Origin of the sequence: Psychromonas sp. SR45-3 (assembly GCF_014163575.1) — a bacterium.
Lineage (GTDB): Bacteria > Pseudomonadota > Gammaproteobacteria > Enterobacterales > Psychromonadaceae > Psychromonas > Psychromonas arctica.
Genome location: NZ_JACJDP010000011.1, coordinates 85,397 through 110,953, shown reverse-complemented (window position 1 = coordinate 110,953; position 25,557 = coordinate 85,397). Strand labels below are relative to the sequence as shown.

Genomic DNA, 25,557 nt, shown 5'->3' with positions numbered 1-25,557 from the left:
AACTAATATAACTAATATAACTAATATAACTAATATAGTGACCATAACGACACATCTATATTAAGCTGATACCATTCTGATTTTTTTTCAGAATGGTATCAATATTTAACTATTTTTCAGTACGTTAGACTAATAAAAAGCTTTCAGTACTTCTGACTAACTATAAGCTAGCAACAGTATTAACCAGCATTACTAAGCCAGTAGCAGTATCAGTATCAGTATCAACCAGCAACAAAGTTACTATTTTTCCCAGTCTAAAATCACTTTACCTGACTTACCAGAACACATCATATCGAAGCCTTTTTGGAAATCATCCACGCTAAAATGATGTGTAATAATAGGTGTTAAATCTAAGCCCGATTGGATAAGACTGGCCATTTTGTACCAGGTTTCAAACATCTCACGACCATAGATACCTTTAATCACTAAACCTTTAAAGATAACCTGATTCCAATCCACTGCCATCTCTGCAGGTGGAATACCTAATAGAGCGACTTTACCGCCATGGTTCATATTTTTTAACATGCTATTAAACGCAGCTGGGTTACCAGACATTTCTAATCCCACATCAAAACCTTCTGTCATACCCAGTTCAGATATTACGTCTTCTAGTTTTTCATCTTTGACATTAACAGCACGTGTTACGCCCATTTTTTTAGCAAGATCTAAACGGTATTGGTTAACATCGGTGATCACCACATGACGAGCACCAACATGTTTTGCAACCGCGGCAGCCATAATCCCTATTGGGCCAGCACCAGTGATCAGGACATCTTCGCCTACCAAATCAAACGATAACGCGGTATGAACCGCATTACCAAAGGGGTCAAAAATAGATGCAAGATCATCGGAGATTTGATCAGGGATCTTAAACGCGTTAAACGCAGGCAATACTAAAAATTCAGAAAAGGCCCCTGTTCTATTAACCCCTACACCACTTGTATTACGACAAAGATGGGTACGACCACAGCGACAATTACGGCAATGTCCGCAGGTAATGTGCCCTTCTCCAGAAACACGATCACCGATATTAAAACCGCGAACCTCTTGTCCCATGCCAACCACTTCGCCCACGTATTCATGACCAACAACTAAAGGTACAGGAATAGTTTGTTGCGCCCATTCATCCCAGTTATAAATATGAATGTCAGTACCACAAATCGCTGTTTTTTTAATGCGGATAAGCAAGTCATTATGCCCAACTTCAGGCTTATCAACTTGCGTCATCCATAACCCTTTTTCGGATTTTAATTTTGCTAACGCTTTAATCTTCATGACTAATTAACCCCATATCTTGCCCAACTTTAATGAACGCATCAATCGCAGTATCAAGCTGTTCACGCGAATGTGCGGCTGACATTTGTGTACGAATACGTGCTTTTCCTTTAGGTACCACAGGGAAAGAGAAAGCCACCACGTAAATACCTAATGATAAGGCACGCTCAGCAAACTCCGCTGCAACTTTTGCATCACCTAACATAATAGGAATAATGGCATGATCAGCTCCTCCCATGGTGAAACCGGCGGCTTCCATACGCGTACGGAAGTGCGCTGAGTTTTCCCATAGTTTGCTGCGAAGATGCCCAGATTCAGCGAGTAAATCCAACACTCGAATAGATGCTGAAACAATCGCAGGTGCAACCGAGTTAGAAAACAGGTACGGACGAGAGCGTTGGCGTAACCAATCGATAACTTCCTTTTTACCTGAAGTATAACCACCAGAGGCACCGCCCATCGCTTTACCTAGCGTACCAGTAATAATATCAATGCGGTCAATCACATCATGGTATTCATGTGTGCCAGCGCCATTTTCGCCCATAAAACCAACTGCGTGAGAATCATCAACCATTACCAGTGCATCATATTTATCAGCTAAGTCACAAATGGCCGGTAAGTTTGCCACCACCCCATCCATTGAGAACACACCATCAGTAACAATAAGAGTATGGCGAGCACCCGCTTCTTTAGCAGCAATTAATTGTTGTTCAAGTTCAGTCATGTCGTTATTGGCATAACGAAAACGCATTGCTTTACATAAACGAACACCGTCAATAATAGAAGCATGGTTTAATGCATCTGAAATAATCGCATCTTCTTTGTCTAAAATAGTTTCAAATAATCCCGCGTTGGCATCAAAACATGAGGTATAAAGGATGGTGTCTTCTTTACCTAAAAAAGTAGATAGCTTTTGCTCTAATATTTTATGCGAATCTTGTGTACCACAAATAAAACGTACCGATGCCATCCCAAAACCATGTTCATCCATACCATCTTTCGCGGCCTGAATAAGCGTTTCATGATTAGCTAAACCTAAATAGTTATTGGCACAAAAGTTTAATACTTCTTGCCCTGTAGAAATTGAAACAGAAGCTTTTTGCGCGGAAGTAATGATACGTTCAGACTTGTATAATCCTTCATTCTTTACTGTTTCTATTTGTGTTTTGATTTGTGCGTAGAATGTAGAAGACATAAACTTTCCTTCTTTAAGTTGTCATTGCTTAAGTATAAGCGATTAAGTAATTCTTATTGTGATGGCTTTAGTCGTTAATCTTTTATATGTAATTTTCTATATAGAAAGCGACATATTAATGTTGCTTATAAAAAATATAATAAAACCGAATAAATTCATTCTAATTGAAAGCGATTATTACTATTAGCCCCTAACATGGAAAATCATTTGTGAATTATGAGCACAAATAAACTAATTACATGATTACCCGATTTAGCCACGCTTATTGTTGTTGTCAGTCAAGGAAGCTTTACCACGGCACCTAAAAAGTGAGGAGTAACGCCCTCTACTTTAAGTAAATTAATCACACGTTTAGAAAGTCCATTATCGGTAAAGTTGTTTGAGCGAACAACACGCCGCTTATTGCTCACCGATGCGGGTAAAAAAAAATACCAACAATCGACGATCATCCTTGAGGCAGTTCAACAAGCTATTGATATCTCTAGTTTAGAATATACCGTACCTTCAGGAATGTTAACCGTTGCTCCACCCAAAGCCTTTTAAAGCCTTAGATTGCAGCCACTGGTCACTTCTTTTTTAACTGAATATCCAAAAATTCAATTAAAGCCAAGAGCGTCAGACAGTGATATCGATATGATAGTGCAAGGGGTTGATGTGGTATTTTGCTTAACCGATAAACCCACTGAAGGGTTGATCATGAAAGAGATTGGTAAAGTTAATTTAAAGCTCTGTGCAAGCCCTGAATCTATCAAAAAAAGAGGTTGTCCGACTCATCCACAATAACTATCAGACCATGATTGCTTGTATTTAGGTGAAACCGCTATCGACCATATCTGGGCATTTATGAAGCAGGATGGACGACACGTAATAGCCGTATCGGGGGCTATGCAGCCAACAATTCTCAAAAACGCTTAAATGGCGTTAAAGATGCTTTTAAGATTGGTATGCTTCCTGACTTTTTCATTAAAAATGTATTACAAAACAATGAAGTAGTTGAGGTTCCTTCAGATGGTGAAATTAAAGGAAACTACGCAGGTGTAATAGCAATGCAATATGCACAGAACAAATATATGCCCTCTCGTTTAAAAGTGTTTACTGAGTTTGTAACAGCACACTTAATGAAAGGTAACTTTAATGAAGGCGTGGTTAATACGGAATAAGAAAATACAACATTAATAGAGTAATGGTAGCAGCCTGTTTAATATTGGTTATTGGTTATTGGTTATGCCTGCGACATTCAACGCTAATTTAACGCCGCAGACATTAGCTAATGTTTTTAATTAAAACACTAATAAGCCAAGCGAAATAATAACACCAGAGCCGAATAACGCCATGATGCAGTATCCCATCACGTCTTTAGCCCCTAAGCCTGCAATTGCCAACGCAGGTAATGCCCAAAAAGGTTGGATCATATTAGTCCATGCATCTCCCCAAGCAATCGCCATCGCTGTTTTCGCAGCATCAACACCTAATGCAGCACCTGCTGGCATCATAATCGGTGCTTGAACGGCCCATTGACCACCACCTGACGGTACAAAAAAGTTTACAATCCCAGCACTTAAAAAGGTAAAGACAGGAAATGTTGTTTCATTTGAAATTGAAACAAAACCTGCAGAAATAATCCCTGCTAATGAAGTACCTGAATCGCCCATTGCAGTCATCATACCCATGATACCGGCGTAGAATGGGAACTGTAATAATATGCCTGAACAGTTTTTAGCGCCTTGAGAAACGGAACTTAATAAGCTCTTAGGCGTTCCGTGTAGCAGGATTGCAGAGAATAAGAAGGTGAAGTTGACGATATTAAGATTAAGTGCAAAACCATTATTAATAAAATAATAGATAATGTAAGTAAACCCCATCGCTCCCAGTAACATTGACAACACACGGCTATTTTCTAAACGCTCTGCAGGTGTCATTTTTTCCTGAGATTCCGTTTCTTGATCATTTAATGTGTCAGCCTGTAACTCTTTACCTTGAAAATTTCTGCCTTTTGACGCTTTACCTTGGCCAGCTCCCTGCAGTGCAGTTTGCTCTTTTAATAATTGCGCATCAATGGTGATAATATCTTTTCCTACGGGATGCATTAAGCGATTCAAAATTGGAATAGTAATTAACATCACCGCAAGAATAGTCAAATTCATGGTTGAGAAAATCGTTTCAGAGGTTGGAATTGGTGACGTTACCGCGCCATTAGTCACGGCACTCAAGTTAGTGCCACTTGCCAACGCTAATGGGATCGAACCTGATAACCCCGCATGCCAAAATAAAAAGCCACTATAAGCAGAAGCAATGAGCAAACGGTAATCCACCCCCCTTACACGAGAAGCAATTTCACGCGCAAATATAGCACCAACAACCAGACCAAATCCCCAGTTAACCCAACAAGCGATAGCACTAATAAAGGTCACTAATAAGATGGCTTGATTTGGTGTTTTAGCAATACTCGCGAGTACCGCTAGTTTACTTTTAAAAGCAGGAGCACTGGCCATTGCATGTCCTGTCACAACTACCATTGCCATTTGCATTGAGAAGGTTAGTAATTTCCAAAATCCACCAGCCCACGCATCAACAACTTGTATTGGACTTTGCCCCGTACTCGGCATAACCAACACAAAAACCGCTAAGGTTAATACAATCGCAAAAATAAAGGGATCCGGAAGGTAACGTTGAAGTAGAGTTACAAAAAACTTACTGAGTCTTTGTAATACACTGAGTTGTGCTACGTTCGTATTCATAAAATTTCCTTATTATATCGTTGTTGTGATAATTACCTTTTCGATAATTATCGGTTGTGTAATAGTCAATATGTTCACTATCAATGTTGCTTTAGTAACGATCCATTAACTAAACGCATTAATAAAAACATCATTATTATTGTTATAATGTTGGGATATTTTGCTTTTTTTGGTACAGATTATGCCGTGGCGACCGATAAAATGGTTACCGACAATTGAGTTTAAAACTGATAATTTACAGACCGAAACATTATTTATTTGAGGCCTTATTCACATCAATAGCATGCTAATTAATACGAATAAAACCACTGGTAAAGGCTTAACGAGATAGCAACATCGCCACGCCCATTCCGCCACCGATACAAAGTGTGGCCAACCCTTTATTATGTTCGCTACGCTTCATCTCATGCAATAACGTCACTAAAATGCGACAGCCCGATGCACCAATAGGATGTCCTAATGCAATTGCACCGCCATTAACATTGACCTTGTTGGTATCAAGCTCGAGCTCTTTATTAACTGTCATTGCTTGCACAGCAAACGCTTCATTAGCTTCAACCACATCTAAGTCTGCAACCGTCCACGCAGCTTTTGCTAGTGCTTTTTTAGTCGCTTCAATTGGACCAATGCCCATAATTTCAGGGTCAACACCAGCACTTGCAGAGGCAACAATAGTAGCCAATACAGGTAAACCTAGCTGTTCTGCTTTTTCTTTAGAGGTAACAATCACCATCGCTGCGCCATCATTAAGCGTCGAAGCATTACCCGCGGTCACGGTGCCATTTTTTGTAAAAGCAGGACGTAACTTAGCTAAGCCTTCCACTGTACTATTAGGACGGATCTGCTCATCATGTTCAACAATAATGGAATCACCTTTACGCTGAGGAATACAGATAGGCACTATCTCTTCAACGAACTGCCCAGCGGCTTGTGCTTGTGCTGCTTTTTGTTGTGAATGTGCAGCAAAGGTATCTTGTTGATCGCGAGAAAATGCCCAACGTTCAGCAATATTTTCAGCGGTTTGGCCCATGTGATAATCGTTAAACGCATCCCATAAACCATCACTGACCATGGAATCAACTAATGACCAATTCCCCATTTTTTTACCCTGTCGACTTTGTGGCAAAACATGCGCAGCTTGGCTCATACTTTCTTGGCCACCTGCCACCACCATTTGTGCATCGCCATTAGCGATCGCTTGTGCTGCGAGTTGAACCGCTTTTAAACCAGAACCACAGACTTTATTAATGGTCATTGCAGAAACCGTGTGATCAAGGCCTGCGTGAACTGCAGTTTGACGAGCAGGATTTTGTCCACAACCCGCAGTCAATACTTGGCCTAAGATAACTTCATCAATATGTTGCTTGAAGATAGGTTGCTTTATTAACATTGATGCTAATACTTGACGGCCTAATTCGACTGCACTTAATGATGACAAACTGCCATTAAAAGAACCAATCGGAGAACGACCCGCAGCAACAATAACAATTTCCATAGTGACCTCTTTACTCGAATAATTACTTAAATCAACTTAGCTATTTACTTAAACATAGCTACTTAGTTATTTAGTTACCTAAACATAACGACCTAGTTAAAACACCATTTCAGGAACATGGTCAGGCACAATTAAACGTCCCTGAGTTTTAGCTTTAATTTCTTCTATCGACACTCCAGGCGCTCGTTCTTTTAAAACAAATGCTCCATTTTCAATTTCTAACCAAGCTAAATCAGTTAAGACTTTCTTAATGCAACCTTTGCCAGTTAAAGGTAATGAACAAACATCTAATAACTTAGAGTCTCCATTTTTAGAGGCGTGTGTCATAGTGACGATGATATTGTCAGCACCAGCCACTAAATCCATTGCACCACCCATGCCTTTTATTAATTTATTCGGGATCATCCATGAGGCAATATTGCCACTCACATCCACTTCAAATGCACCTAATACCGTTAAATCAACATGACCACCACGGATCATCGCAAAAGATTCTGCAGATGAGAAAATAGAACTACCAGATACTGCGGTAACAGTTTGTTTACCTGCATTAATCATATCCGCATCAACATTGGCCTCACTTGGAAATGATCCCATCCCCAATAAACCATTTTCAGATTGCAGCATCACTTGCATGCCATTCGGTATAAAGTTAGCCACTAACGTGGGAATACCGATTCCTAAATTAACGTAGTAACCATCTTGTAATTCACGTGCCACGCGAATCGCCATTTGATCTCGAGAAAGAGCCATAAAATCACCTATAAATTTGCATTAAACTAAAAAGGGTTATTTACTTGTTGTACGGTTCTCAATACGCTTTTCAAAGGTACCAACAATAACGCGGTCAACATAAATACCCGGAGTATGGATATGAGCAGGGTCAAGCTCGCCCACTTCAACTAACTCCTCTACTTCAACCACGGTAATTTTTCCTGCGGTTGCCGCCATTGGGTTAAAATTTTGTGCCGTATGACGATAAATTACATTACCGTAGCGGTCTGCTTTCCAGCCTTTTACAATTGCAAAATCGCCCGTGATTGCTTCTTCTAGCAGATATTCACGACCATCAAAAAAACGTGTATCTTTACCTTCAGCAACTGGGGTTCCAACACCTGTTGCGGTATAAAATGCGGGAATACCTGCACCACCAGCACGCATTTTTTCAGCTAGAGTTCCCTGTGGAGTTAACTCTACATCCAGCTCTCCATTAAGTAGCTGTTTCTCAAACAAAGCATTTTCACCAACGTATGACGAGACCATTTTGCTTACTTGCTTGTCCTCTAACAAAATGCCTAAACCAAAACCATCCACACCGCAATTATTCGAGACAATGGTCAGATTTTTTGTTTGTAGTCGCTTAATCTCAGCAATCAGGTTTTCAGGAATACCGCACAAACCAAAACCACCAGCAATCACCGTCATGCCATCTTTTAAGCCACTAAGAGCATCTTCATATGTTGTCACTACTTTGTCGAAACCAGCCATAGATCCACCTTTAAATACAACGTCATTTTAATTTTCAACAGTGTGCCTCATACTAATTCATTAAATAAATTTATTATTTTTATCTATTAATTTGGTTTTGTTATGAATGTAAAACAACTTCGTATTTTTTTAGCCGTTGCACATACCCAAAGTTTTGCCGAAGCAGGCAAGCTTGTACACATGTCACAACCAGCGGTAAGTTTGTCGATTAAGAGCTTAGAAGACTCCTTAGGGGGACGCTTATTTACTCGTACTACAAGGAGTACTTTGTTGACCGCAGAAGGGCAAAAATTACTGTCCATGGCTAAATCCTTAGTCGATGCGTGGGATAAGGTAGAAAATGAGCTAAAACAGAGATTTACATTAGATAGAGGAAAAATAGCCGTCGCAGTTATGCCCTCTTTTGCCGCTTCTTTAATGCCCAAAGTATTGATGAATTATCGGCAAAAAAATCCTAATATCAGCATCGAAATTCACGATGTGTTAACCGATACGGTGGTGGAAATGGTGAGAGCGGGAAATATTGAAATGGGCATCTCTTTTGAGCCAGAAAATACTCAAGATTTAAACTTTCAAGCGTTATTTAATGATCGCTTTATTGCCGTGATGCATCGTAATTGTTCGCTCAAAAATGAGAAAGAACTCACATGGAAACAGTTACTTGAATGCGATTTTATTACGTTACAAAAACCTTCAAGTGTGCGTAACTTAATAGAAATGGCGTTAGCAAAAGAGGGGATGGAGTTGCACGTGGCTTTTGATGCCCACCAATTAGCAACCGTGGGTAAAATGGTATCACAGGGCTTAGGGGTCGCAGTTGTACCGGCTTTATGCGAAGCCCAAATGCACGAACAAGGTGCTATTTGCTTGCCAATTTCAGCACCAATAATTTCTCGTCATGTGGGTATCATCACAAAAGCTAAGGTACCACTTTCCATTGCTGCACAGGAAATGATCGATACCTTAATTGAAACATTTAAAAACACCATCGTATAGTGAGTTGGAGATAACAAGTTGATAAACAGCAACTTAGTAAATCACAACTTAATAAATTCGGATAATGGCTAATTAAATGATGTTAATTCACCACGTAGATCAGTCGTTAATAACTCTTTCACTACTTTGTAGCTTAACTCTTGGCTAAGTAAATAATATAGCTTAGCAATCACCGATTCTGTGGTCATATCTAAACCACTGATCACCCCTGCCTCGCTTAAGGCATGACCAGTTGCGTAACCTTCCATGTTGACACTGCCCTTTAGACATTGGCTGCAATTAACAATTAAAATACCGCGATCACTTGCCTCTTTTAAAGTATTTAATAATTGCGGATCTTGCTGTGCATTTCCTACTCCATAGGTCAATAAAACCAAGGCTTGTAACGGACTCTTTAATAGGTTATCTAACACTTGCCAATCTAGCCCAGGGAAAAGGTGCAATATTGCAATCGATTGTTGTTCAATCTTGCCAATCGTCAAGCGAGTATTAATCGACTTTTGTTTTTTGCCTGCGACGTTTCTAATTTCAATCCCAGCTTCTAACAGCACCGGATAATTCGGCGACACAAATGCGCTAAAACCATCGGCATGTTGTTTTGTGGTACGGTTGCCTCTAAACAATTGATTATTAAAAAATATGCAAACTTCATTAATAGGATGATGAGCAGCAATATACAAAGAATTTAATAGGTTTGCTCTCGCGTCTGAACGTAATTGTGAAAGGGGTATTTGTGAACCAGTAATGATCACAGGTTTATTCAAACTTTCAAAAATGAACGATAATGCAGAGGCGGTATAAGACATCGTATCGGTGCCATGCAAGATAATGAACCCGTCAAAATCGTGATACTTATCACGAATATCCGTTGCTAATACCTGCCATGCCTGCGGTGAAATATCAGCAGAATCAATCAAAGGTTCATATTCATGAATTTCAAATTCAGGCATATCCTGATGGTAAAACTCAGGCATATTTTCAATCGTTTCAGATAAATAACCAGCAACGGGAATAAAACCATTTTTAGAAGGTTTCATACCGATAGTGCCACCAGTATAAGCGATATAGATACGTTTTTTTTCAGCCATTAAATTCTCAGTTCTTTATGTATAACGTTGAGGTAGAAACTAATTAGTTTCGTTCAGATAAATTTTGTTTGACGATGTCAGAGTCTTTTTGTGCATAAAATTTCACTTCAAACGCTGTGTCATCACTTAAAAACTCTACTTTATGCCAATACTCAGGAGGTGAAATTGCAGACTCTCCAGCAGGAATAATAATCTCTTGCTCTATTAAACCACGTCGTTCACTGAATCCATAAAATTTTAAATGGCCAGAGGTGACACATATTTTACCAAATACGCCAGCCTTGGTATTGTGTTCAAATAAAAATAGTTTGGGAATATTACTTTTAGTGAATAACGGGGTACTTTTATAATGTACAAAATCATCGGGTATATTCATAATTGTCTTCCTTTTAAATCACAAAACGAATAGTGACAGTAACATAACCTGCCACTGTAAATATTGCTGTTATTGTTAATGTTACTATTACAGATACAAGTACAGCTACAATACCTATTTAATAAGAATAATAACGAACCTTTTTATGCCTAAGCATATTAATACACATGGTTTCTGTTAGTTATCACTTTAAATAACCAATTTTACATGTCAAATTTTAATCATTTTGAATGTAACACTTAAAATCAGTTTTCTCACAAATCACTAACAAATATCGATCAATAAAACGATTTTCAAGTAGTTGCACAGATAAATAATAACAACTGTCAAAAATCTATTTTTATATTTGTTAACAGTAGGTTACAAACCATAAAACCATCTATTTACGCTCAGTAATACACATTGACCTAGATCAATTTTAGTATTAATTTCTAGTGGAATTCCTATTAACTTACTGAGAGAGATACTATGTCAAACTTTGAATTGTTGCACCAAAAGCCAAGTAAAATGTCTGAGTCGATCGCTTATAAAATCACTCAGGTATTAAAATTCACACTTAATATTTTCTACGGTACTAAATACGCGAAACGGGCTGTGATCCTAGAAACGATTGCTGCAGTGCCGGGCATGGTCGCGGGTATGCTAAACCATTTAAAAGCATTACGTCGTATGCGTGATGATGAAGGATGGGTGAGGGAGTTATTAGATGAAGCCGAAAATGAGCGCATGCATTTAATGATTTTTTTAGATATTGCCAAACCCACATGGATTGAACGTACTCTGGTGTTATTAGGACAAGGTGCCTTTTTATTTGTGTATACTTTTTTATATGTTTTATCTTCTAAAACAGCACACAGAGTAGTCGGTTATTTTGAGGAAGAAGCTTGCAAGAGTTATACGGAATTTCTAGAAAAAATAGATGCGGGTGTGGTTGAAAATGTAGCAGCACCTAAAATAGCAAAGGATTATTATAAACTTCCTAAGGAAGCGTTATTACGTGACGTGGTATTGCGTATTCGTGAAGATGAAGCGAAGCACCGAGATCGTAATCACGAGTTTGCTGACTCTTTTGAAAGTAACGATTTACCATCTCATCAACAATAAAATACGAGCATCATCTTTATATAGAATACTTCTTAAAATAAAAGGGATGCTTTATGTTGTCCCTTTTTAGTTATTACTCGCTCCCCTCTTGCAGCAGCTTAACCTTTTAGCTGTTGACTGGCCTGCAAATCCATTCTTTCAGCGAGTTCCCCTTTTTCAATAAGTTTTTTTGCGTATAATCGCAGCCTCTCAACAATAGAGCTCATTATGCGAATCCATGCACTTCATACATTATACGACCATCGTTTAAGCCAAAGCACACGCCCTTTTCTAGCGCGAGGTGGTAGTATTGCACGCTGTAAACACTGTATGTTACTCCCCTACTTATGTATTTGTTCAATCAAACAAACCGTCAGTAGCCAAAGTGCTTTTTTATTATTAATGTATGATGATGAGATATTAAAGCCTAGTAATACGGGGCGTTTAATCGCTGATCTGATTACAGATACACAAGCTTATATCTGGTCTCGTACCGAACCCAATACAGACATGTTAGCGTTGCTAGCAGATCCACAGTGGTACCCTATTGTTATATTTCCTGCTGAATATGCAGCGCAAGAAAGAGTGTTACCCATTGATTCATCTATCCCCTCTGTTATCAAAGATAAACGGCCTTTGTTTATTTTATTGGATGGCACCTGGGCACAAGCTAAAAAAATGTTTCGTAAAAGCCCATACCTAGACGATTTTCCAGTGTTATCTTTTGCACCGGAAAAACTATCACAATATATAGTGCGTAAAGCGACTAAAGAATATCAACTAGCAACAGCAGAAGTGGCCAGTTTGGTATTGGATAGCCTAGGTGAAACAGACAATGCACATCTGTTAACATTATTATTTTCCACCTTTAAAGAAAACTATCTGCTTGGCAAGTCTCGACAGCAGCTACCTGCGCAAAACAGCCAACAGCATTTAATCGCTGCATTTGCTGAGCAGCGAGTCAAAGATTAGCATTGCCACAGGTTAACATTGTTAAACATTAACTGGCTTAAACCTTCGCTGACTAAAAATTTGACTCAATTCCAATTTGAGACACTTAGTCAGTTAAGGTTGTTTAACTTAGGTAGCATACTTTAACTTTTGATCTTTTATTCAAAAAGCAGACTGTTTTATCAACACTTAGATTCAAATAATAGGTCCGTTATTTATACCCATGATATTTCAGGTGTAAAGTCAGGCACCTCGAAGTAACATAGCTATATACTGCTTTTTACTTAGACGGCTTGTTATTAGCAACCGCAATCACTTCATTTAAAATAAACGACACTATCTTTTGTAACTGGGTAAAGTCGAATAGAGGTAAATCACCTGCATCGATTGGTTGATCGCAAACAATGCCAATAATATTAGCATCCGTTGTATAGAGAAATGGCTTTTGTAGCACGCTGCGGTGCAACTCTATTTTAGGAAAAGCTTGGTCTCGATAGCCTTCCACCAGCACTAAATCCAAATTCTGTGTATTTAATAATGCAAGTTGTTCACTTAGTTGACTATCGTGTGCTTGCTCATGCTCATGAAAACAAATAGAGCGATGTGTGCCGGCTAATACCACTTGTGATGCGCCTGCTTTACGCAAACGGTAGCTGTCTTTTCCAGGTTTATCCATTTCAATATCATGGTGGCTATGTTTCACCAAAGCGACACGCAGCCCCTGTGCAATTAACAAAGGAATAAGTTGCTCTAATAGGGTTGTTTTACCGGTACCGCTAAAGGCAGCAAAACCTAACAAAGGCACTGGAAATTTTGTCAAAAAAGTCATTATTTAACCTTATGAAAATAATTAAAGACACGTTATGATAATCGATTCATCGTCTTCTAACCAATTAGATTTAAGAGTAAAATATGCCCTACTTTCAAGAATTTATTATGTTAACCATTGTCCACCTTCTGGCAGTCATGAGCCCTGGGCCTGACTTTGCGATTGTACTCAGACAGAGCATAAGTTTTGGCCGCAAAACGGCAATAATAACCAGTTTAGGGATAGGTTCTGGTATTTCTATACATGTTTTATATACATTATTAGGAGTGGGTTTATTAATATCTCAATCAGCATATCTAATGGTCACCGCTAAAATATTAGGGGCAGCTTATATAACTTACCTAGGTATTAACTTATTACGTAGCCAACCCAACTTAGATCAATCCGCTTCTATTGCCGTAGATAATGACCCTAAACAGCAAAAAAAGGCATTTATGATTGGTTTTATGACTAATGTATTAAACCCTAAGGCAACGCTTTTCTTCCTCGCTATTTTCACCACCATTGTCAGTGCTAATACACCATTAATCGTACAATCTATATACGGATTATGGATCATCATTTCAACCGCAGCATGGTTTTGCTTAGTCTCATTTTTATTTTCACAACAAGGTGTTCGTCAGAAATTTTTAAACCATGGTCATTGGTTTGATAGAGTAATGGGTATTATTTTATTAATCTTTGCAGTAAAACTGCTTATTGAATTAATTTGAAGGGTTAACTAAAGAAAATAAAAAACCAGTGTCATGCACTTTTTTAATGCTTTAGCACTGGTTTTTAACGTTTTAGCATCATTTATAAACACAACAATTTACGTATAATAATTGAGGTAAGAAGCTAAGGTACTGTAATCAAGAGACAGAAGCTAAGAGACAGAAGCCAAGCCTCTGTATTTAAGAAACAGAAGTTAAGCCATAGAAATTAAGGTACAGAAAAACCTTTTGAAGCCACCCAGACTCGATACCACTGCTCAGTATTCATTTTCAAAGCTAACGCCGCAACAGCCTCTTTAACTCGCTCTATTTTACCTGAACCAATTAATGCAACAGGATTTGAAGGGTGCTTTAGAACCCAAGCAAAAATCACTTGTGTGATTGACGTTGCACCTAACTCTTGTGCTAATAACTCTAAACAACTTCGTAAGCGCTGAGCTTGTTCAGTTTGCGTATTAAAAATAGCGCCTCCAGCTAAACAAGACCAAGCCATTGGACGCACGCGTTGTTGCTGTAGCTGATCTAAAACGCCATTTTCAATAACATCAAAATGAATAGGGTTGATCTCAACCTGATTGGTGATTAGAGGTTCAATCAAACGTGATTGTAATAGTTCAAATTGTGATGCAGTAAAATTAGAAACACCAAAGTGTTTCACTTTTCCTGACTGTTTGAGCTCAGTAAAGGCCTCTGCCACTTGATCCGCATCCATTAAAAAGTCAGGGCGATGTACTAATAAGGCATCTAACTGTTCAACACCTAAACGTTGTAATGAGTTTTCCGTTGAACGAATGATCGCCGCTTTGCTGCTGTCATAATGTGAAACACGATGTTCACCGGGGACAGTCGCAATACCATTAATACCAAACTTAGATACAATTTGAATTTGCTCTCGCATCTCAGGCGCTAATGCGAGTGCTTCACCAAATAAGACTTCGCTATCACCATAAATTGCAGCATTATCCACCGTAGAAATACCTAGTTCTACATGTTGCTTTAAAAAAGTTAAACGCTGTTGTGCCGTCATGTCCCAAGCACCTAAACGCCAATATCCCTGAATTAACTTAGAAAATAAAGGCCCCTCTGGTGCCATCAATACCTTTTCGACTAAACTCATAAAAATACTCACCCCATCATTGGCTATAAAATAAAAACAGAAACTAAGATTATCAGCATCGAGTATAAAACATCCCCCTCAGGCTTTATTAATAAGAGGTCACTTATGTCGATTGTATTGAAAAATATAAAGGCACAGATAATTAATAACAACAAAAGAGAAGTGCAAAGTGAAAAATACCAACCAGCGAACAATAAAAATAAAACTTTAATATAAGTGATAGCTTGAAAAATAAGGGGAAAAGTTAAAAAGAATGGAGTTCTATAGAAGTAAAAAAAACAGTAAGCGTTCAGTGGTAAGTGGTAAGTGACAAGAGGTAAGAAAAATGCAGAAATAAATTAATAAAAAGTAATAAAGAAGCAAACCACTAAAACAAAAACTGCTTACCCAATCAAATTGAATAAGCAGTTATCTATTTCTATTATGTATTCAGGTATTGAATAGCCTGATAGACAATAAAGCTAGCTTAGAATGTTACAGCCATACCTGCAGCATAACCGATTTCTGAATCATCAGTATCATCACCAGCAAGCTCTACATATGCTGTAACGTTACTGTTGAACGAGTAAGCAGCATTTACGAAGTATTTATTAACATCGTCAACACCAGAGCTATCTGTATCAACTAAAGACCAAGCAGCAGAGTAAGCCATTTTATCAACAGTATAAACAGCAGCTAAACCAAAGCTAGTTGCATCGGCATTTGAACCATTATCAGTTGAACTTGCAGAAGCCGCTAATTCTAGGTCTTCAAATGCGTAACGCGCTTCTAAAACAACACTTTCTGAATCGTAAGTACCTTTATCTGCGTTACCGTAATACACAGTTAAATCAAGACCACCAAAACGTGCACCTAATTTCGCATCTAGAGAATCTACATTGTCAGACGCTGTTTTTTCATTTACTAGGTAAGAGATACCGCCGTAGTAGTTGCCTTTATCTAAAGTATATTTAACAACTTGCTTACCGTCAGTATAACTTTGAGACGAATTATCGATACCAAACTCGTAATCGTTACCGATGCCTTGATCATCAGCAATTGTAACTTGTTGACCAACTGTTAATGTACCCCATTGAGCTGAGCTTAAACCAACATAAGCGTCATCCATCGCTAGCTGTTCATCATCGTTCTCACCGTCAACTTCAACAACACCAATGGCTGTAACACCGTGACCGATATCGTAACCGGCTTTAAAACCGAAGTCAGAATCATCAATGTTGATTACTTTGCTGCTATTATCTGCAGTGCCTTTTTTTGCTTGAACTTCAACGTCACCGTAAACTTCAAAAGTTGTACCATTTGCATCATATACTGTTGCACTGTGTGCTGCAGTTGCTGCAAATAAAGAAGTAACTATTGTAGCTAAAATTGTTTTTTTCATTGTCCATCACCTTGTTGCTATTAAAATTAAAATTAAATTTAAATTAATTGAATCCATGAATTACTTAATTCTGTCTAACTCCGGTGTAATAACATTATGTTGGTTATTTACACACCACAGATGTTTAAGTGCGGAATAAAATTACCACACAAAACTCAAGGCGGAAACAGCAAACGCAGTTAGATGACGAAAGGTCACACATTTAGACCAAAAAAAGGATAATAATTTGACCTGCCTCTCAAAAAATAATGAAACTTAAATTAAAAACATAAGAGTAGCGTCTATTTTTTTGTTACTTTTACGTTAAAAAACAACGAAAAATCAACTTTACTCCTCTGATTTAACAAAATTTTGTGGTTCTTTTTTTAGAAATTGCAATTTAAAACTGATCGAGCCGGTCTACCTGCCTCTTTCGAACTAAAAAAGATGCCCTATCAATCTCTCAAAAAGTAACAATGCAGTGTCTCATTTGAGTTTTCCATGCTTTTACTTGATTCGTAATTACAGTAAATAAACGACAACGTTCCTGACATTAAGCCAACCAACAAGCATTCAGCCTCTTTTCTTTACATTAATAAAATGGATAGATATTAATAATGGGAAGCTCTTAATACTAAATAGACATTGATAGCGAAAAGAGATTGAGAGCGAATTGATAGTGATAGTGAACAAATATTAATAGGGAATAGGTATAGCTACTTTACAAAACGGCCATAACAGAAATATTTGGTTTACAGCATAGGCATATTATTAAAGCTCCTTATTAAATACTCAATGCAACAACCTTACAGATAAAGCAACAAAATTTACTCCTCTACTATTATATGTATAAGTAATAAGCAGCCTTAATCATCGAGCATTTGAAATAGAACAGATATTTATTAAACAAAAAAATGTTTAATTCAGAAGATGAAACGCATCTTAAAATGCAGCCAGTAATAGACAAAGTACCGAAGAAGTATTAGCTCAGGTAGCTATCATTATTATATATTGGCAATACATATGACCGTAGGTTAAGAAGGCCGAGACTTATCCAGATAAAGTCGCCGCAAGGGCGAAACACCACGCAATGAAATATCAAACGGATTGGACGAGCGCAGACGAGCTATAACTTAACTAATTAACTAAATTCAACATATTAAAATAGGCAATACGAATCCTGCGCCTCAAAAAGCGATACTTAACATGGCTACGACAACTTTCCAGTTGAGTTTTTCTGAATCAATCGCTGACTTTAGCAAGCTAAGGCATGGAGGCCGTTGCTAGCTCAGTTCGAGACATGGATGTCGAGTATGAGCGGTGCGTTAAGAAGGCTGTGATTGATTCAGATTAAAAAAACGAATTGGGGCGATTTTCTTTTGGTTCCGTTTTCTTTGTTCGTATAAAGAAAATGAACTCGCCGCAAGGGCGAAACACCAAGCAATGAAATATCAAACTGACTGGACGAGCGCAGACAAGCCAAAATCTAAAGCGGATTATTCAAATGTGGTCGGTGATAGATGGAGCAGCGAAAAAGCGAAGCTTTATGTATGAGCAATGTTTTCAAGCGACAGCTTGGTGTCTGAGCAATCTTGTAAGGTCAAACCATTGAAAGACAATCTTCAGGTTCAGAAACGAAAAAATCCTGCTTAGCAATAACGCTAAGCAGGACTCTTAAATGTGGTCGGTGATAGAGGATTCGAACCTCTGACCCTCTGGTCCCAAACCAGATGCGCTACCAAGCTGCGCTAATCACCGAGTATTTATTCGTATTTTAGAATCAAGGGTCAGAACCCTCTGGTCCAACTCTTTCCCAAAACACTGGAGATGCGCTACCAAGCTGCGCTAATCACCGAGTATCTAGTTTTACATCAAGAAAAGATGGGGCGAATGACGGGGTTTGAACCCGCGACAACCGGAATCACAATCCGGGGCTCTACCAACTGAGCTACATCCGCCACTATAAACTAAAGAACTGTATTAATGTTGCAATCCGAAAATATGGCGCACCCGACAGGATTCGAACCTGTGGCCTTTGCCTCCGGAGGGCAACGCTCTATCCAGCTGAGCTACGGGTGCTCACGTCTTTAGCGTGGCGCGGATAATACTTAACACTGCAAAACCTGTCTAGTCTTTTTTGTGTTTTTTTTGAAAATAAGGGTTTACTTGCTCAATAGATGAGCAATTAGACAAAAAAACAAAAAAAATCAATTTTTTTTGATTAATTACGCTTAATAGTTGAATTCAAGCAGGCTTTCAGTCATTTTCAGATATACTTTCATTAATTGCCTTATAAAAAGAGTTACAACTATGACTTTAGATCCTACTGTAGATCAAGAACCCAAAATTTATGAACATCCTGTCCCTGACCGTGAGTTTATTTTAGCTTTTATCGAAAAACACGGTAAACCGATCACTCGCGATGCATTATTTAATGCTTTCTCTCTCAGCAGTGACGAAGAAGCCGAAGGACTGCGACGTCGCTTAAAAGCGATGGAACGTGATGGCCAATTAGTTTGGTGTCGCAATGCAACTTATGGTTTACCAGACAAACTGAACCTTGCTAAAGGCAAAGTGATTGGTCATAAAGATGGGTTTGGTTTCTTAAAAACAGAAGATGAAGGTAAAGATTTATTTTTACCTAACCACCAAATGCGCTTTTTATTCCACGGTGACACTATTTTGGCGCAACCCGTGAAAGTAGATTCACGTGGTCGTACTGAAGCCCGCTTTGTGCGTTTATTAGAAGCTCGCCAAGAAACGATTGTTGGCCGCTACTTTGTTGAAGATGGTGTTTCATCTGTTATTCCAGACGATTCTCGTATCAACCAAGAGATCATCATCCATAAAGAAAACAATGGCGGTGCACGTCATGGTCAAATAGTTGTAGTAGAAATTTTACAACGTCCTAAAGCGCGCTTTACTGCAACGGGCAAAATAACAGAAGTGCTGGGCCAAGATATGGAACCAGGCATGGAAGTTGAAATTGCTCTTCGTACACATGACATTCCACACGAATGGCCAGAGGGTTTAGACAAAGAACTTGAACCATTTGGCGAGTTTGTGCCAGAAGAAGCTAAAAAAGGCCGCGTTGACCTACGTGACTTACCCTTAGTGACTATCGATGGTGAAGATGCACGTGACTTTGATGATGCTGTATTCTGTCAAAAAGAACCTGGTGGCGGTTGGCGATTATGGGTTGCGATTGCCGATGTAAGTTATTACGTTCGCAAAGGGACAATTTTAGATAAAGAAGCGATTAACCGCGGTAACTCTGTTTATTTCCCAGACCAAGTTATTCCTATGTTACCTGAAGTATTATCGAATGGTTTATGTTCTTTAAACCCTCAGGTTGACCGTTTATGTATGGTCAGCGAAATGGTTATTTCTCAATCAGGTCAATTAACAGATTATAAATTTTACGAAGCAGTAATGAACTCTCACGCGCGTTTCACTTACACTAAAGTGGCAGCTATTTTAGAGGGTGATCAACCTCTTCGTGAACAGTACCAGCCATTAGTGCCTCACTTAGAAGAATTAGAACACCTTTATAAAGCCTTCAAAAAAGCACGCCATATTCGTGGCGGTATGGAATTTGAAACATTAGAAGTTCGTTTCCTCTTTAATGAAGCACGTAAAATTGATGCGATTGTGCCGTTAGTGCGTAACGATGCGCATAAGATAATTGAAGAATGTATGATCCAAGCAAACGTTGCTTCTGCCCGTTTAATTGGTGCTGCCGATGCCGCTGCTTTATTCCGTGTACATGAAACCCCAAGCGAAGAAAAATTAGCGAACTTCCGCTCGTTTTTAGCCGAATTAGGTTTAAGTCTTGGTGGCGGAGATAAACCAGCCCCTCGTGACTATGCAGATTTAGCGGAAACCTTTGCTGACCGTGAAGATAGTGAACTATTGCAAACCATGTTGCTGCGTTCAATGAAGCAGGCAGTATATCAAGATGAAAACTTAGGTCATTTTGGTTTAGCATTAGAAGAGTATTCTCACTTTACTTCGCCAATTCGTCGTTACCCAGACTTGATTTTACACCGTGCGATTAAATATATAGTGAAACATCAAGAAGCAGGTCAACTGAAACAGAAATGGACTGAAACCGGTGGTTACCATTATCAACACGATGAAATGGGATTTTTAGGTGAGCATTGTTCAATGACAGAACGCCGCGCCGATGATGCTACACGTGATGTAGCTGACGCATTAAAATGTGAATATATGCAAGACCATATAGGCGATACCATGGTTGGTACTATTGCAGCTGTTACCAACTTTGGTTTCTTCGTACGTTTAAATGATATTCATATCGATGGTTTAGTGCATGTCACTGGCTTAGTGTCTGATTACTATATTTTTGATGCCGGCAAACAAACCTTAAAAGGTGAGCGAACTGGTCGTGTTTATCGTATTGGTGACGTATTAGAAGTGAAAGTACTTTCTGTTAATTTAGACGATAAAAAAATTGATTTTGAATTAGCCGATGAAGCAGTCGCTGGTCAACGTAAGCGAGGCCGTAAACCTGAAAGTAAGACGTCAGATCGCCCTATCGACAAACGCGCACGCAGTAAGTCAGGAAGCAAAGAAGAGCAGCAATCCAAGCAAGCAGCGGATGATGAATCAACTCAGCAACCTAAAAGAGCTGTTAAACGAACAGGTAAAAAACTAACAGAAGAAGAGCTTGCAAAGAGAAAGGCTGCTAACAAGCAAAAGAAAAAGCCGCAAAGAAAAGTGGCACAAGGCGAAAAGAATACTGCGTCGTCTAAGAAGAAAAAAACAACAGCAACCAAGAAAAGTCGTCCAGGACGTGCTGAACGTACACGTAACAAGGCTAAGAAAGCAGAATAATAACATTTCTGTCTAAGTCGCTAATTTACTCACTGTCAATTAGCGACTATAGAACTTATCCCGATTTAGATATTAAAGATTAGAGAAATAACATGAGTAAAAGTGAAATTATTTACGGTATGCATGCCGTTGATGCGCTATTAGAAAAACAACCAGAACGTGTTATTGAAATTTACGCCCTAAAAGGACGTGATGACGAACGTTTAAATGATGTGCTTAACAAAGCAAAAGAATGGGGTGTCTCAGTACAATTGATGCAACGTAAAGCATTAGATGACAAATCTGATGGAGAGCAGCACCAAGGTATTATGGCACGTGTAAAAGCGATGAAAGTATTAACTGACAATGATCTAGAGCCTATTTTAGCGGCTCTTGATGTACCTCCTTTTTTATTGATTTTAGATGGTGTAACCGACCCGCACAATTTAGGCGCTTGTTTACGAAGCGCTGAAGCCGCTGGCGTACACGCAGTGATCATTCCTAAAGACAACTCAGCCAGCTTAACACCAGTAGTACGTAAAGTGGCCTGTGGCGCAGCAGAATCGATTCCATTAATCCATGTGACTAACCTAGCGCGTGCGATGCGTGGTTTACAAGACAAAGGGATCTGGATTTACGGTACCGCCGGTGAAGCAGAACAAAGCCTTTATGATTGTAAGCTACAAAGTGGCATGGCGTTAGCGATGGGAGCGGAAGGCAAAGGGCTACGCCGTTTAACACGCGAACATTGTGATGAACTGATTAAATTACCAATGGCAGGTGCTGTTTCAAGTTTAAATGTATCGGTTGCAACGGGTATTTGTTTATTTGAAGTGGTACGCCAACGCCGTTAAATAAGAAGTGAAAATTAAAAAACATCTTAAATCAAGTTATTGTTAAGCTAAAAAATCAGCAATTTCGGTTCGCGACAAATAAAATCAATCAACGCTAGGCAGTCATTACTCGCTGTATAGCGTTTTTTTTACTAGAATGCATATTGAATATTAAACCCCGTCGAAACCTCTTTATTTTCAGTATCTTCAGGTACATTTTGATTATATTTATAGTCAACATCGAAGATTAAATATAACTGCTGATAAATTCTATTCTGAGCTTTAAACTCCACACCATAAACACTATTAGAATGCCCTACTTCAAATACTCCTTGTAACGACACTTGCAAGCTTTCACTCACAATCCTTTCATAATTCAGCCGTGTACGTAATATAAATTCATTAATAGAAACAGCATCTTCATCAGCATTCGGCTCAGCGAATTTATAGCCGGGGCCAAACTCAGTGTTAAATTTATGGTTATTTTCATTAAAGAAAATATGCCCGTAACCAACGGTAAAGATATCTTCCTGCTCATAAGATGCAAATTTACTACGTTTAATATCACTACGGACAAAAACTAAGTTCATTGGGTCTAAATTGTAGTTTCCCTGTAACTGCCAGCGAAGCTTTTGCGCGGTTTCTTCACTGTCTTCCGATTCAGACTTAAACTCAATATCACTGTTAATATTGTATTGATCCACTTCGTTGTAATCTAATATCAATCGCCCGCGTAAGTTTTGTGTAATTTGATTATCTTGCTCATACTTAAAACCGAATTCGACAGCACCGCTAAAGCGATCCGGTAACTCTATTATCTCTTCATTTGAATCCACAATATCTGTTTTGATGCTGTTGTTTTCAATTGCAATATCAATGAAGTCTTGATCTGCAATAGCATTATTTTCTTCAATGCTACCTTGACCTGCCTTTTTATTTTTAAGCAGATCGGGTTGTTGATCGATGGACGTTTTAATGCGATTGATAGGCGAGCTTAATAAACTAGCATGTTGTAAACGCTCTTTTTTTAATAGCGCCTTAAGCTGCTTCTCTTTTTGTTGGCTTTCTACTAAATATGATTCTTGAATATTTACTTGATTATCTAGCGTCGATATTTTGTCAATTAAGCGTTGGTTTTCAGCTAATAAATAAGTCAGTTTAGTTTGCTGCTGCTGTTGTTGCTTTAACTTCTCTGCCGATTGCTGCTTTAACTGCTGCGCTAGTTCGATAGCCTCTTTTTTTGTCGATAGTGTTGTATTCGCCGAACTATTCGGCTTTGCGCCTGCAACACCAACATCGCTATTAATGGTTCTATCGCCAGCATTGCCCAGTGCACCATCGGCTTGAATATTTGTCGCGCCTGCATTCGCACCTATTGTCACTTCCGTAGTAGAAGTGATTGCCTGAGGTGTCATGTATAGCCCAATATTCACACCTAGCACGAGAAGGTTAATAATTAAGATATAAAGGAAGGCTGATTTAGGCAAAATTAACTCATTTAAATGATTAGGGAACCGAAGTATTTTAGATTGTTAGTGTATAGATGCAAACAATAAGCAAAAGTTCTCATTAACTTTGTATTTATCTTGCTTTTGTTGCTTGCGTAAGTTGTCGCTAAACTGTACAATCTGCCGGCTTAAATCAGCCACCCTTTTTGTTCCTTGCTTCTACTTGGTACGGCTGAGCCAAATTATGAAGCTACTAACCCGTAAGGAGCGATTTTTATATGCGTCATTATGAAATCGTATTTATGGTTCACCCAGATCAGAGTGAACAAGTTAATGGTATGATCGAGCGTTACACTACTTCTATCACAGAAGCAGGTGGTACTGTTCATCGTCTAGAAGATTGGGGTCGTCGTCAACTGGCTTACCCAATTAACAAACTACACAAAGCACACTATGTTCTTATGAATATTGAAGCTGAGCAAACAGTAATCGATGATTTGGAAACTGCTTTCCGTTTCAACGACGCTGTGATCCGCAACATGATCATGCGTACTAAATCTGCTGTAACTGAAGCATCTGTAGTGGCTAAAGCAAAAGAAGAACGTGTTGAACGTGCTCCTCGTGCTCCACGTCCAGATTTTGATGCTGCACCAGCTGCGCCTGCTGCAACAGAAGCAGAAGCATAAGAAACTGAGTGACTGATAACTTTTTGCAACTTACAGGTATCGTAACTGAAAAGCCGATACATAAAACAAGCCCTAGTGGCATTGAACACTGTAACCTGACGATAGAACATCGTTCAGTGCAAGAAGAAGCTGGATTACCACGCAATACATATTGTTATATGCCAATTGCAACAAGTGGACCATTAGCAAGTCAGTTGAAGAATAAATTATCGAAAGGTATGCAAATTAAAGTAAGTGGTTTTATCACTTATCATCAGAGCAAGAGTAATCTTGGTAAGTTGGTGTTGCATGCTCAGTACATAGAACAAATTTAAGGAACTACCATGGCTCGTTATTTTCGCCGTCGTAAATTCTGTCGATTCACAGCTGAAAAAGTTGTTGAGATTGATTACAAAGACGTTGTTACATTAAAAAACTATATCACTGAAAGTGGTAAAATCGTACCTAGCCGTATTACTGGCACATGTGCAAAATACCAACGCCAACTAGCGCGCGCTATCAAACGTGCACGTTACTTGTCGCTTTTACCTTACACAGATTTACACAAGTAAATAGGAGCTATATATTATGGAAATTATTCTACAAGATACAGTTGCTAACCTTGGTAAACTTGGCGATAAAGTTAACGTTAAAGCAGGTTACGCACGTAACTTTCTTTTCCCACAGCAAAAAGCTGTTCCAGCAAACAAAGCAAACTTAGAAGCTTTTGAAGCACGTCGTGCTGAATTAGAAGCTAAGCAAGCTGCTAACCTAGCTGCTGCTCAAGCACGTGGTGAAGCTATCTCTGCATTAGAAGCGGTTGTTATCACTTCTAAAGCTGGTGATGCTGGTAAACTGTTCGGTTCAATCGGTACGCGTGATATTGCTGATGCAATCACTGCTGCTGGTGTAGCTGTTGCTAAAAGTGAAGTTCGTCTTCCTGAAGGTGCTTTACGTTTAACAGGTTCTTACGAGATCACTGTTACAGTACATTCTGACGTAACTTCAATTGTAAACCTTGAAATTGTTGAAGCTGAGTAATCAGTAACAATACTTTAATGTTTTAAAATA

General features: G+C 38.8%; 25 protein-coding genes and 3 tRNA genes. 13 read left to right on the top strand and 15 right to left on the bottom strand.

The genetic code is table 11. From position 1 onward, the window contains the following. Window positions 1-240: 240 nt before the first annotated feature. Window positions 241-1,275 (bottom strand): L-threonine 3-dehydrogenase, encoded by a 1,035-nt coding sequence (gene tdh / locus H5084_RS08620; protein ID WP_028869161.1) that lies wholly within the window; start codon window positions 1,273-1,275, stop codon window positions 241-243. Then, the gene (locus H5084_RS08615) at window positions 1,265-2,470 is read right to left on the bottom strand and encodes a glycine C-acetyltransferase (protein WP_028869162.1); all 1,206 of its coding nucleotides are present in this window, start codon (window positions 2,468-2,470) and stop codon (window positions 1,265-1,267) included. The genes tdh and H5084_RS08615 overlap by 11 nt, the downstream gene beginning before the upstream one ends. A 375-nt stretch (window positions 2,471-2,845) precedes the next feature. Between H5084_RS08615 and H5084_RS19735 the strand changes: the two genes are divergently transcribed. The 3 genes from H5084_RS19735 to H5084_RS19725 all read left to right on the top strand — a co-directional run bounded on the left by H5084_RS19735 (window position 2,846) and on the right by H5084_RS19725 (window position 3,630). After that, window positions 2,846-3,013 (top strand): hypothetical protein, encoded by a 168-nt coding sequence (locus tag H5084_RS19735; protein WP_259396717.1) that lies wholly within the window; start codon window positions 2,846-2,848, stop codon window positions 3,011-3,013. A gap of 9 nt (window positions 3,014-3,022) precedes the next feature. Beyond that, window positions 3,023-3,253: a LysR substrate-binding domain-containing protein gene (locus H5084_RS19730; protein ID WP_259396716.1), complete on the top strand. Its 231-nt coding sequence runs from the start codon at window positions 3,023-3,025 to the stop codon at window positions 3,251-3,253. A 161-nt stretch (window positions 3,254-3,414) separates the two neighbouring features. Further along, window positions 3,415-3,630 carry a hypothetical protein gene (locus tag H5084_RS19725; protein ID WP_259396715.1) on the top strand — a complete coding sequence of 72 codons (216 nt, stop codon included), beginning with the start codon at window positions 3,415-3,417 and terminating at the stop codon, window positions 3,628-3,630. Window positions 3,631-3,750: 120 nt separating this feature from the next. On the opposite strand, the gene H5084_RS08605 is transcribed toward H5084_RS19725, so the two are convergent. The 4 genes from H5084_RS08605 to H5084_RS08590 form a co-directional block, all read right to left on the bottom strand. After that, window positions 3,751-5,208, bottom strand: a complete 1,458-nt coding sequence (locus H5084_RS08605; RefSeq protein ID WP_182690184.1) for a short-chain fatty acid transporter — start codon at window positions 5,206-5,208, stop codon at window positions 3,751-3,753. A gap of 319 nt (window positions 5,209-5,527) precedes the next feature. Next, window positions 5,528-6,703, bottom strand: coding sequence for an acetyl-CoA C-acetyltransferase (locus H5084_RS08600; protein WP_028869164.1), 1,176 nt, complete (start codon window positions 6,701-6,703; stop codon window positions 5,528-5,530). A gap of 96 nt (window positions 6,704-6,799) precedes the next feature. Continuing rightward, the gene (locus H5084_RS08595; protein ID WP_182690183.1) at window positions 6,800-7,456 is read right to left on the bottom strand and encodes a 3-oxoacid CoA-transferase subunit B; all 657 of its coding nucleotides are present in this window, start codon (window positions 7,454-7,456) and stop codon (window positions 6,800-6,802) included. Between the two features lie 36 nt (window positions 7,457-7,492). Then, window positions 7,493-8,191: a CoA transferase subunit A gene (locus tag H5084_RS08590; protein ID WP_182690182.1), complete on the bottom strand. Its 699-nt coding sequence runs from the start codon at window positions 8,189-8,191 to the stop codon at window positions 7,493-7,495. Between the two features lie 102 nt (window positions 8,192-8,293). Between H5084_RS08590 and H5084_RS08585 the strand changes: the two genes are divergently transcribed. Continuing rightward, window positions 8,294-9,187, top strand: a complete 894-nt coding sequence (locus H5084_RS08585; protein ID WP_182690181.1) for a LysR family transcriptional regulator — start codon at window positions 8,294-8,296, stop codon at window positions 9,185-9,187. Window positions 9,188-9,255: 68 nt separating this feature from the next. On the opposite strand, the gene ansA is transcribed toward H5084_RS08585, so the two are convergent. Continuing rightward, complete coding sequence (ansA, locus tag H5084_RS08580) at window positions 9,256-10,275, bottom strand: asparaginase (RefSeq protein WP_028869168.1); 1,020 nt, start codon at window positions 10,273-10,275, stop codon at window positions 9,256-9,258. 43 nt (window positions 10,276-10,318) lie between these two features. Further along, window positions 10,319-10,651, bottom strand: a complete 333-nt coding sequence (locus H5084_RS08575) for a DUF1971 domain-containing protein (protein ID WP_220485928.1) — start codon at window positions 10,649-10,651, stop codon at window positions 10,319-10,321. 468 nt (window positions 10,652-11,119) lie between these two features. On the opposite strand from H5084_RS08575, the gene H5084_RS08570 reads away from it, so the two are divergent. Together H5084_RS08570 and H5084_RS08565 are read left to right on the top strand one after the other, a co-directional pair. After that, window positions 11,120-11,755 (top strand): alternative oxidase, encoded by a 636-nt coding sequence (locus H5084_RS08570; protein ID WP_028869170.1) that lies wholly within the window; start codon window positions 11,120-11,122, stop codon window positions 11,753-11,755. Window positions 11,756-11,962: 207 nt separating this feature from the next. Continuing rightward, on the top strand, window positions 11,963-12,706 hold the full coding sequence (locus H5084_RS08565) for a tRNA-uridine aminocarboxypropyltransferase (protein WP_182690180.1): 744 nt from the start codon (window positions 11,963-11,965) through the stop codon (window positions 12,704-12,706). A 259-nt stretch (window positions 12,707-12,965) separates the two neighbouring features. On the opposite strand, the gene mobB is transcribed toward H5084_RS08565, so the two are convergent. Beyond that, window positions 12,966-13,514: a molybdopterin-guanine dinucleotide biosynthesis protein B gene (gene mobB / locus H5084_RS08560; RefSeq protein WP_182690179.1), complete on the bottom strand. Its 549-nt coding sequence runs from the start codon at window positions 13,512-13,514 to the stop codon at window positions 12,966-12,968. Window positions 13,515-13,597: 83 nt separating this feature from the next. On the opposite strand from mobB, the gene H5084_RS08555 reads away from it, so the two are divergent. Then, window positions 13,598-14,227, top strand: a complete 630-nt coding sequence (locus H5084_RS08555; RefSeq protein ID WP_182690178.1) for a LysE family translocator — start codon at window positions 13,598-13,600, stop codon at window positions 14,225-14,227. Between the two features lie 208 nt (window positions 14,228-14,435). Here the strand turns inward: H5084_RS08555 and H5084_RS08550 are convergent, their stop codons facing one another. The 5 genes from H5084_RS08550 to H5084_RS08530 all read right to left on the bottom strand — a co-directional run bounded on the left by H5084_RS08550 (window position 14,436) and on the right by H5084_RS08530 (window position 18,783). Beyond that, a complete protein-coding gene (locus tag H5084_RS08550; protein WP_182690177.1) occupies window positions 14,436-15,344 on the bottom strand; it encodes an aldo/keto reductase family oxidoreductase in 909 nt (302 codons plus the stop codon). 466 nt (window positions 15,345-15,810) lie between these two features. Continuing rightward, window positions 15,811-16,725, bottom strand: coding sequence for a porin (locus tag H5084_RS08545; RefSeq protein WP_182690176.1), 915 nt, complete (start codon window positions 16,723-16,725; stop codon window positions 15,811-15,813). 1,660 nt (window positions 16,726-18,385) lie between these two features. Next, window positions 18,386-18,462: transfer RNA gene (locus H5084_RS08540), tRNA-Pro, on the bottom strand. 124 nt (window positions 18,463-18,586) lie between these two features. Continuing rightward, window positions 18,587-18,662 (bottom strand) — tRNA-His (locus tag H5084_RS08535). Window positions 18,663-18,706: 44 nt separating this feature from the next. Next, a tRNA-Arg gene (locus H5084_RS08530) sits at window positions 18,707-18,783 on the bottom strand. Window positions 18,784-19,014: 231 nt separating this feature from the next. On the opposite strand from H5084_RS08530, the gene rnr reads away from it, so the two are divergent. Together rnr and rlmB are read left to right on the top strand one after the other, a co-directional pair. After that, window positions 19,015-21,561 carry a ribonuclease R gene (gene rnr, locus H5084_RS08525; RefSeq protein WP_182690175.1) on the top strand — a complete coding sequence of 849 codons (2,547 nt, stop codon included), beginning with the start codon at window positions 19,015-19,017 and terminating at the stop codon, window positions 21,559-21,561. Window positions 21,562-21,653: 92 nt separating this feature from the next. Further along, window positions 21,654-22,394: a 23S rRNA (guanosine(2251)-2'-O)-methyltransferase RlmB gene (gene rlmB, locus H5084_RS08520; protein ID WP_028869177.1), complete on the top strand. Its 741-nt coding sequence runs from the start codon at window positions 21,654-21,656 to the stop codon at window positions 22,392-22,394. A 131-nt stretch (window positions 22,395-22,525) separates the two neighbouring features. Here rlmB and H5084_RS08515 read toward each other — a convergent pair whose 3' ends face one another. Continuing rightward, window positions 22,526-23,788: a YdiY family protein gene (locus H5084_RS08515; protein WP_182690174.1), complete on the bottom strand. Its 1,263-nt coding sequence runs from the start codon at window positions 23,786-23,788 to the stop codon at window positions 22,526-22,528. Window positions 23,789-24,099: 311 nt separating this feature from the next. On the opposite strand from H5084_RS08515, the gene rpsF reads away from it, so the two are divergent. From rpsF to rplI, 4 genes are read left to right on the top strand one after another with little or no spacing between them, the layout of a single operon-like run. Next, entirely contained in the window at window positions 24,100-24,507 is a 408-nt protein-coding gene (gene rpsF / locus H5084_RS08510; protein ID WP_166372522.1) for a 30S ribosomal protein S6, read from the top strand. Window positions 24,508-24,515: 8 nt separating this feature from the next. Beyond that, window positions 24,516-24,821, top strand: coding sequence for a primosomal replication protein N (priB, locus tag H5084_RS08505; RefSeq protein WP_025563296.1), 306 nt, complete (start codon window positions 24,516-24,518; stop codon window positions 24,819-24,821). Window positions 24,822-24,830: 9 nt separating this feature from the next. Next, window positions 24,831-25,058, top strand: a complete 228-nt coding sequence (gene rpsR, locus H5084_RS08500; RefSeq protein WP_028869180.1) for a 30S ribosomal protein S18 — start codon at window positions 24,831-24,833, stop codon at window positions 25,056-25,058. 16 nt (window positions 25,059-25,074) lie between these two features. Beyond that, a complete protein-coding gene (gene rplI, locus H5084_RS08495; RefSeq protein ID WP_028869181.1) occupies window positions 25,075-25,527 on the top strand; it encodes a 50S ribosomal protein L9 in 453 nt (150 codons plus the stop codon). The last annotated feature ends 30 nt before the right edge of the window (window positions 25,528-25,557 follow it).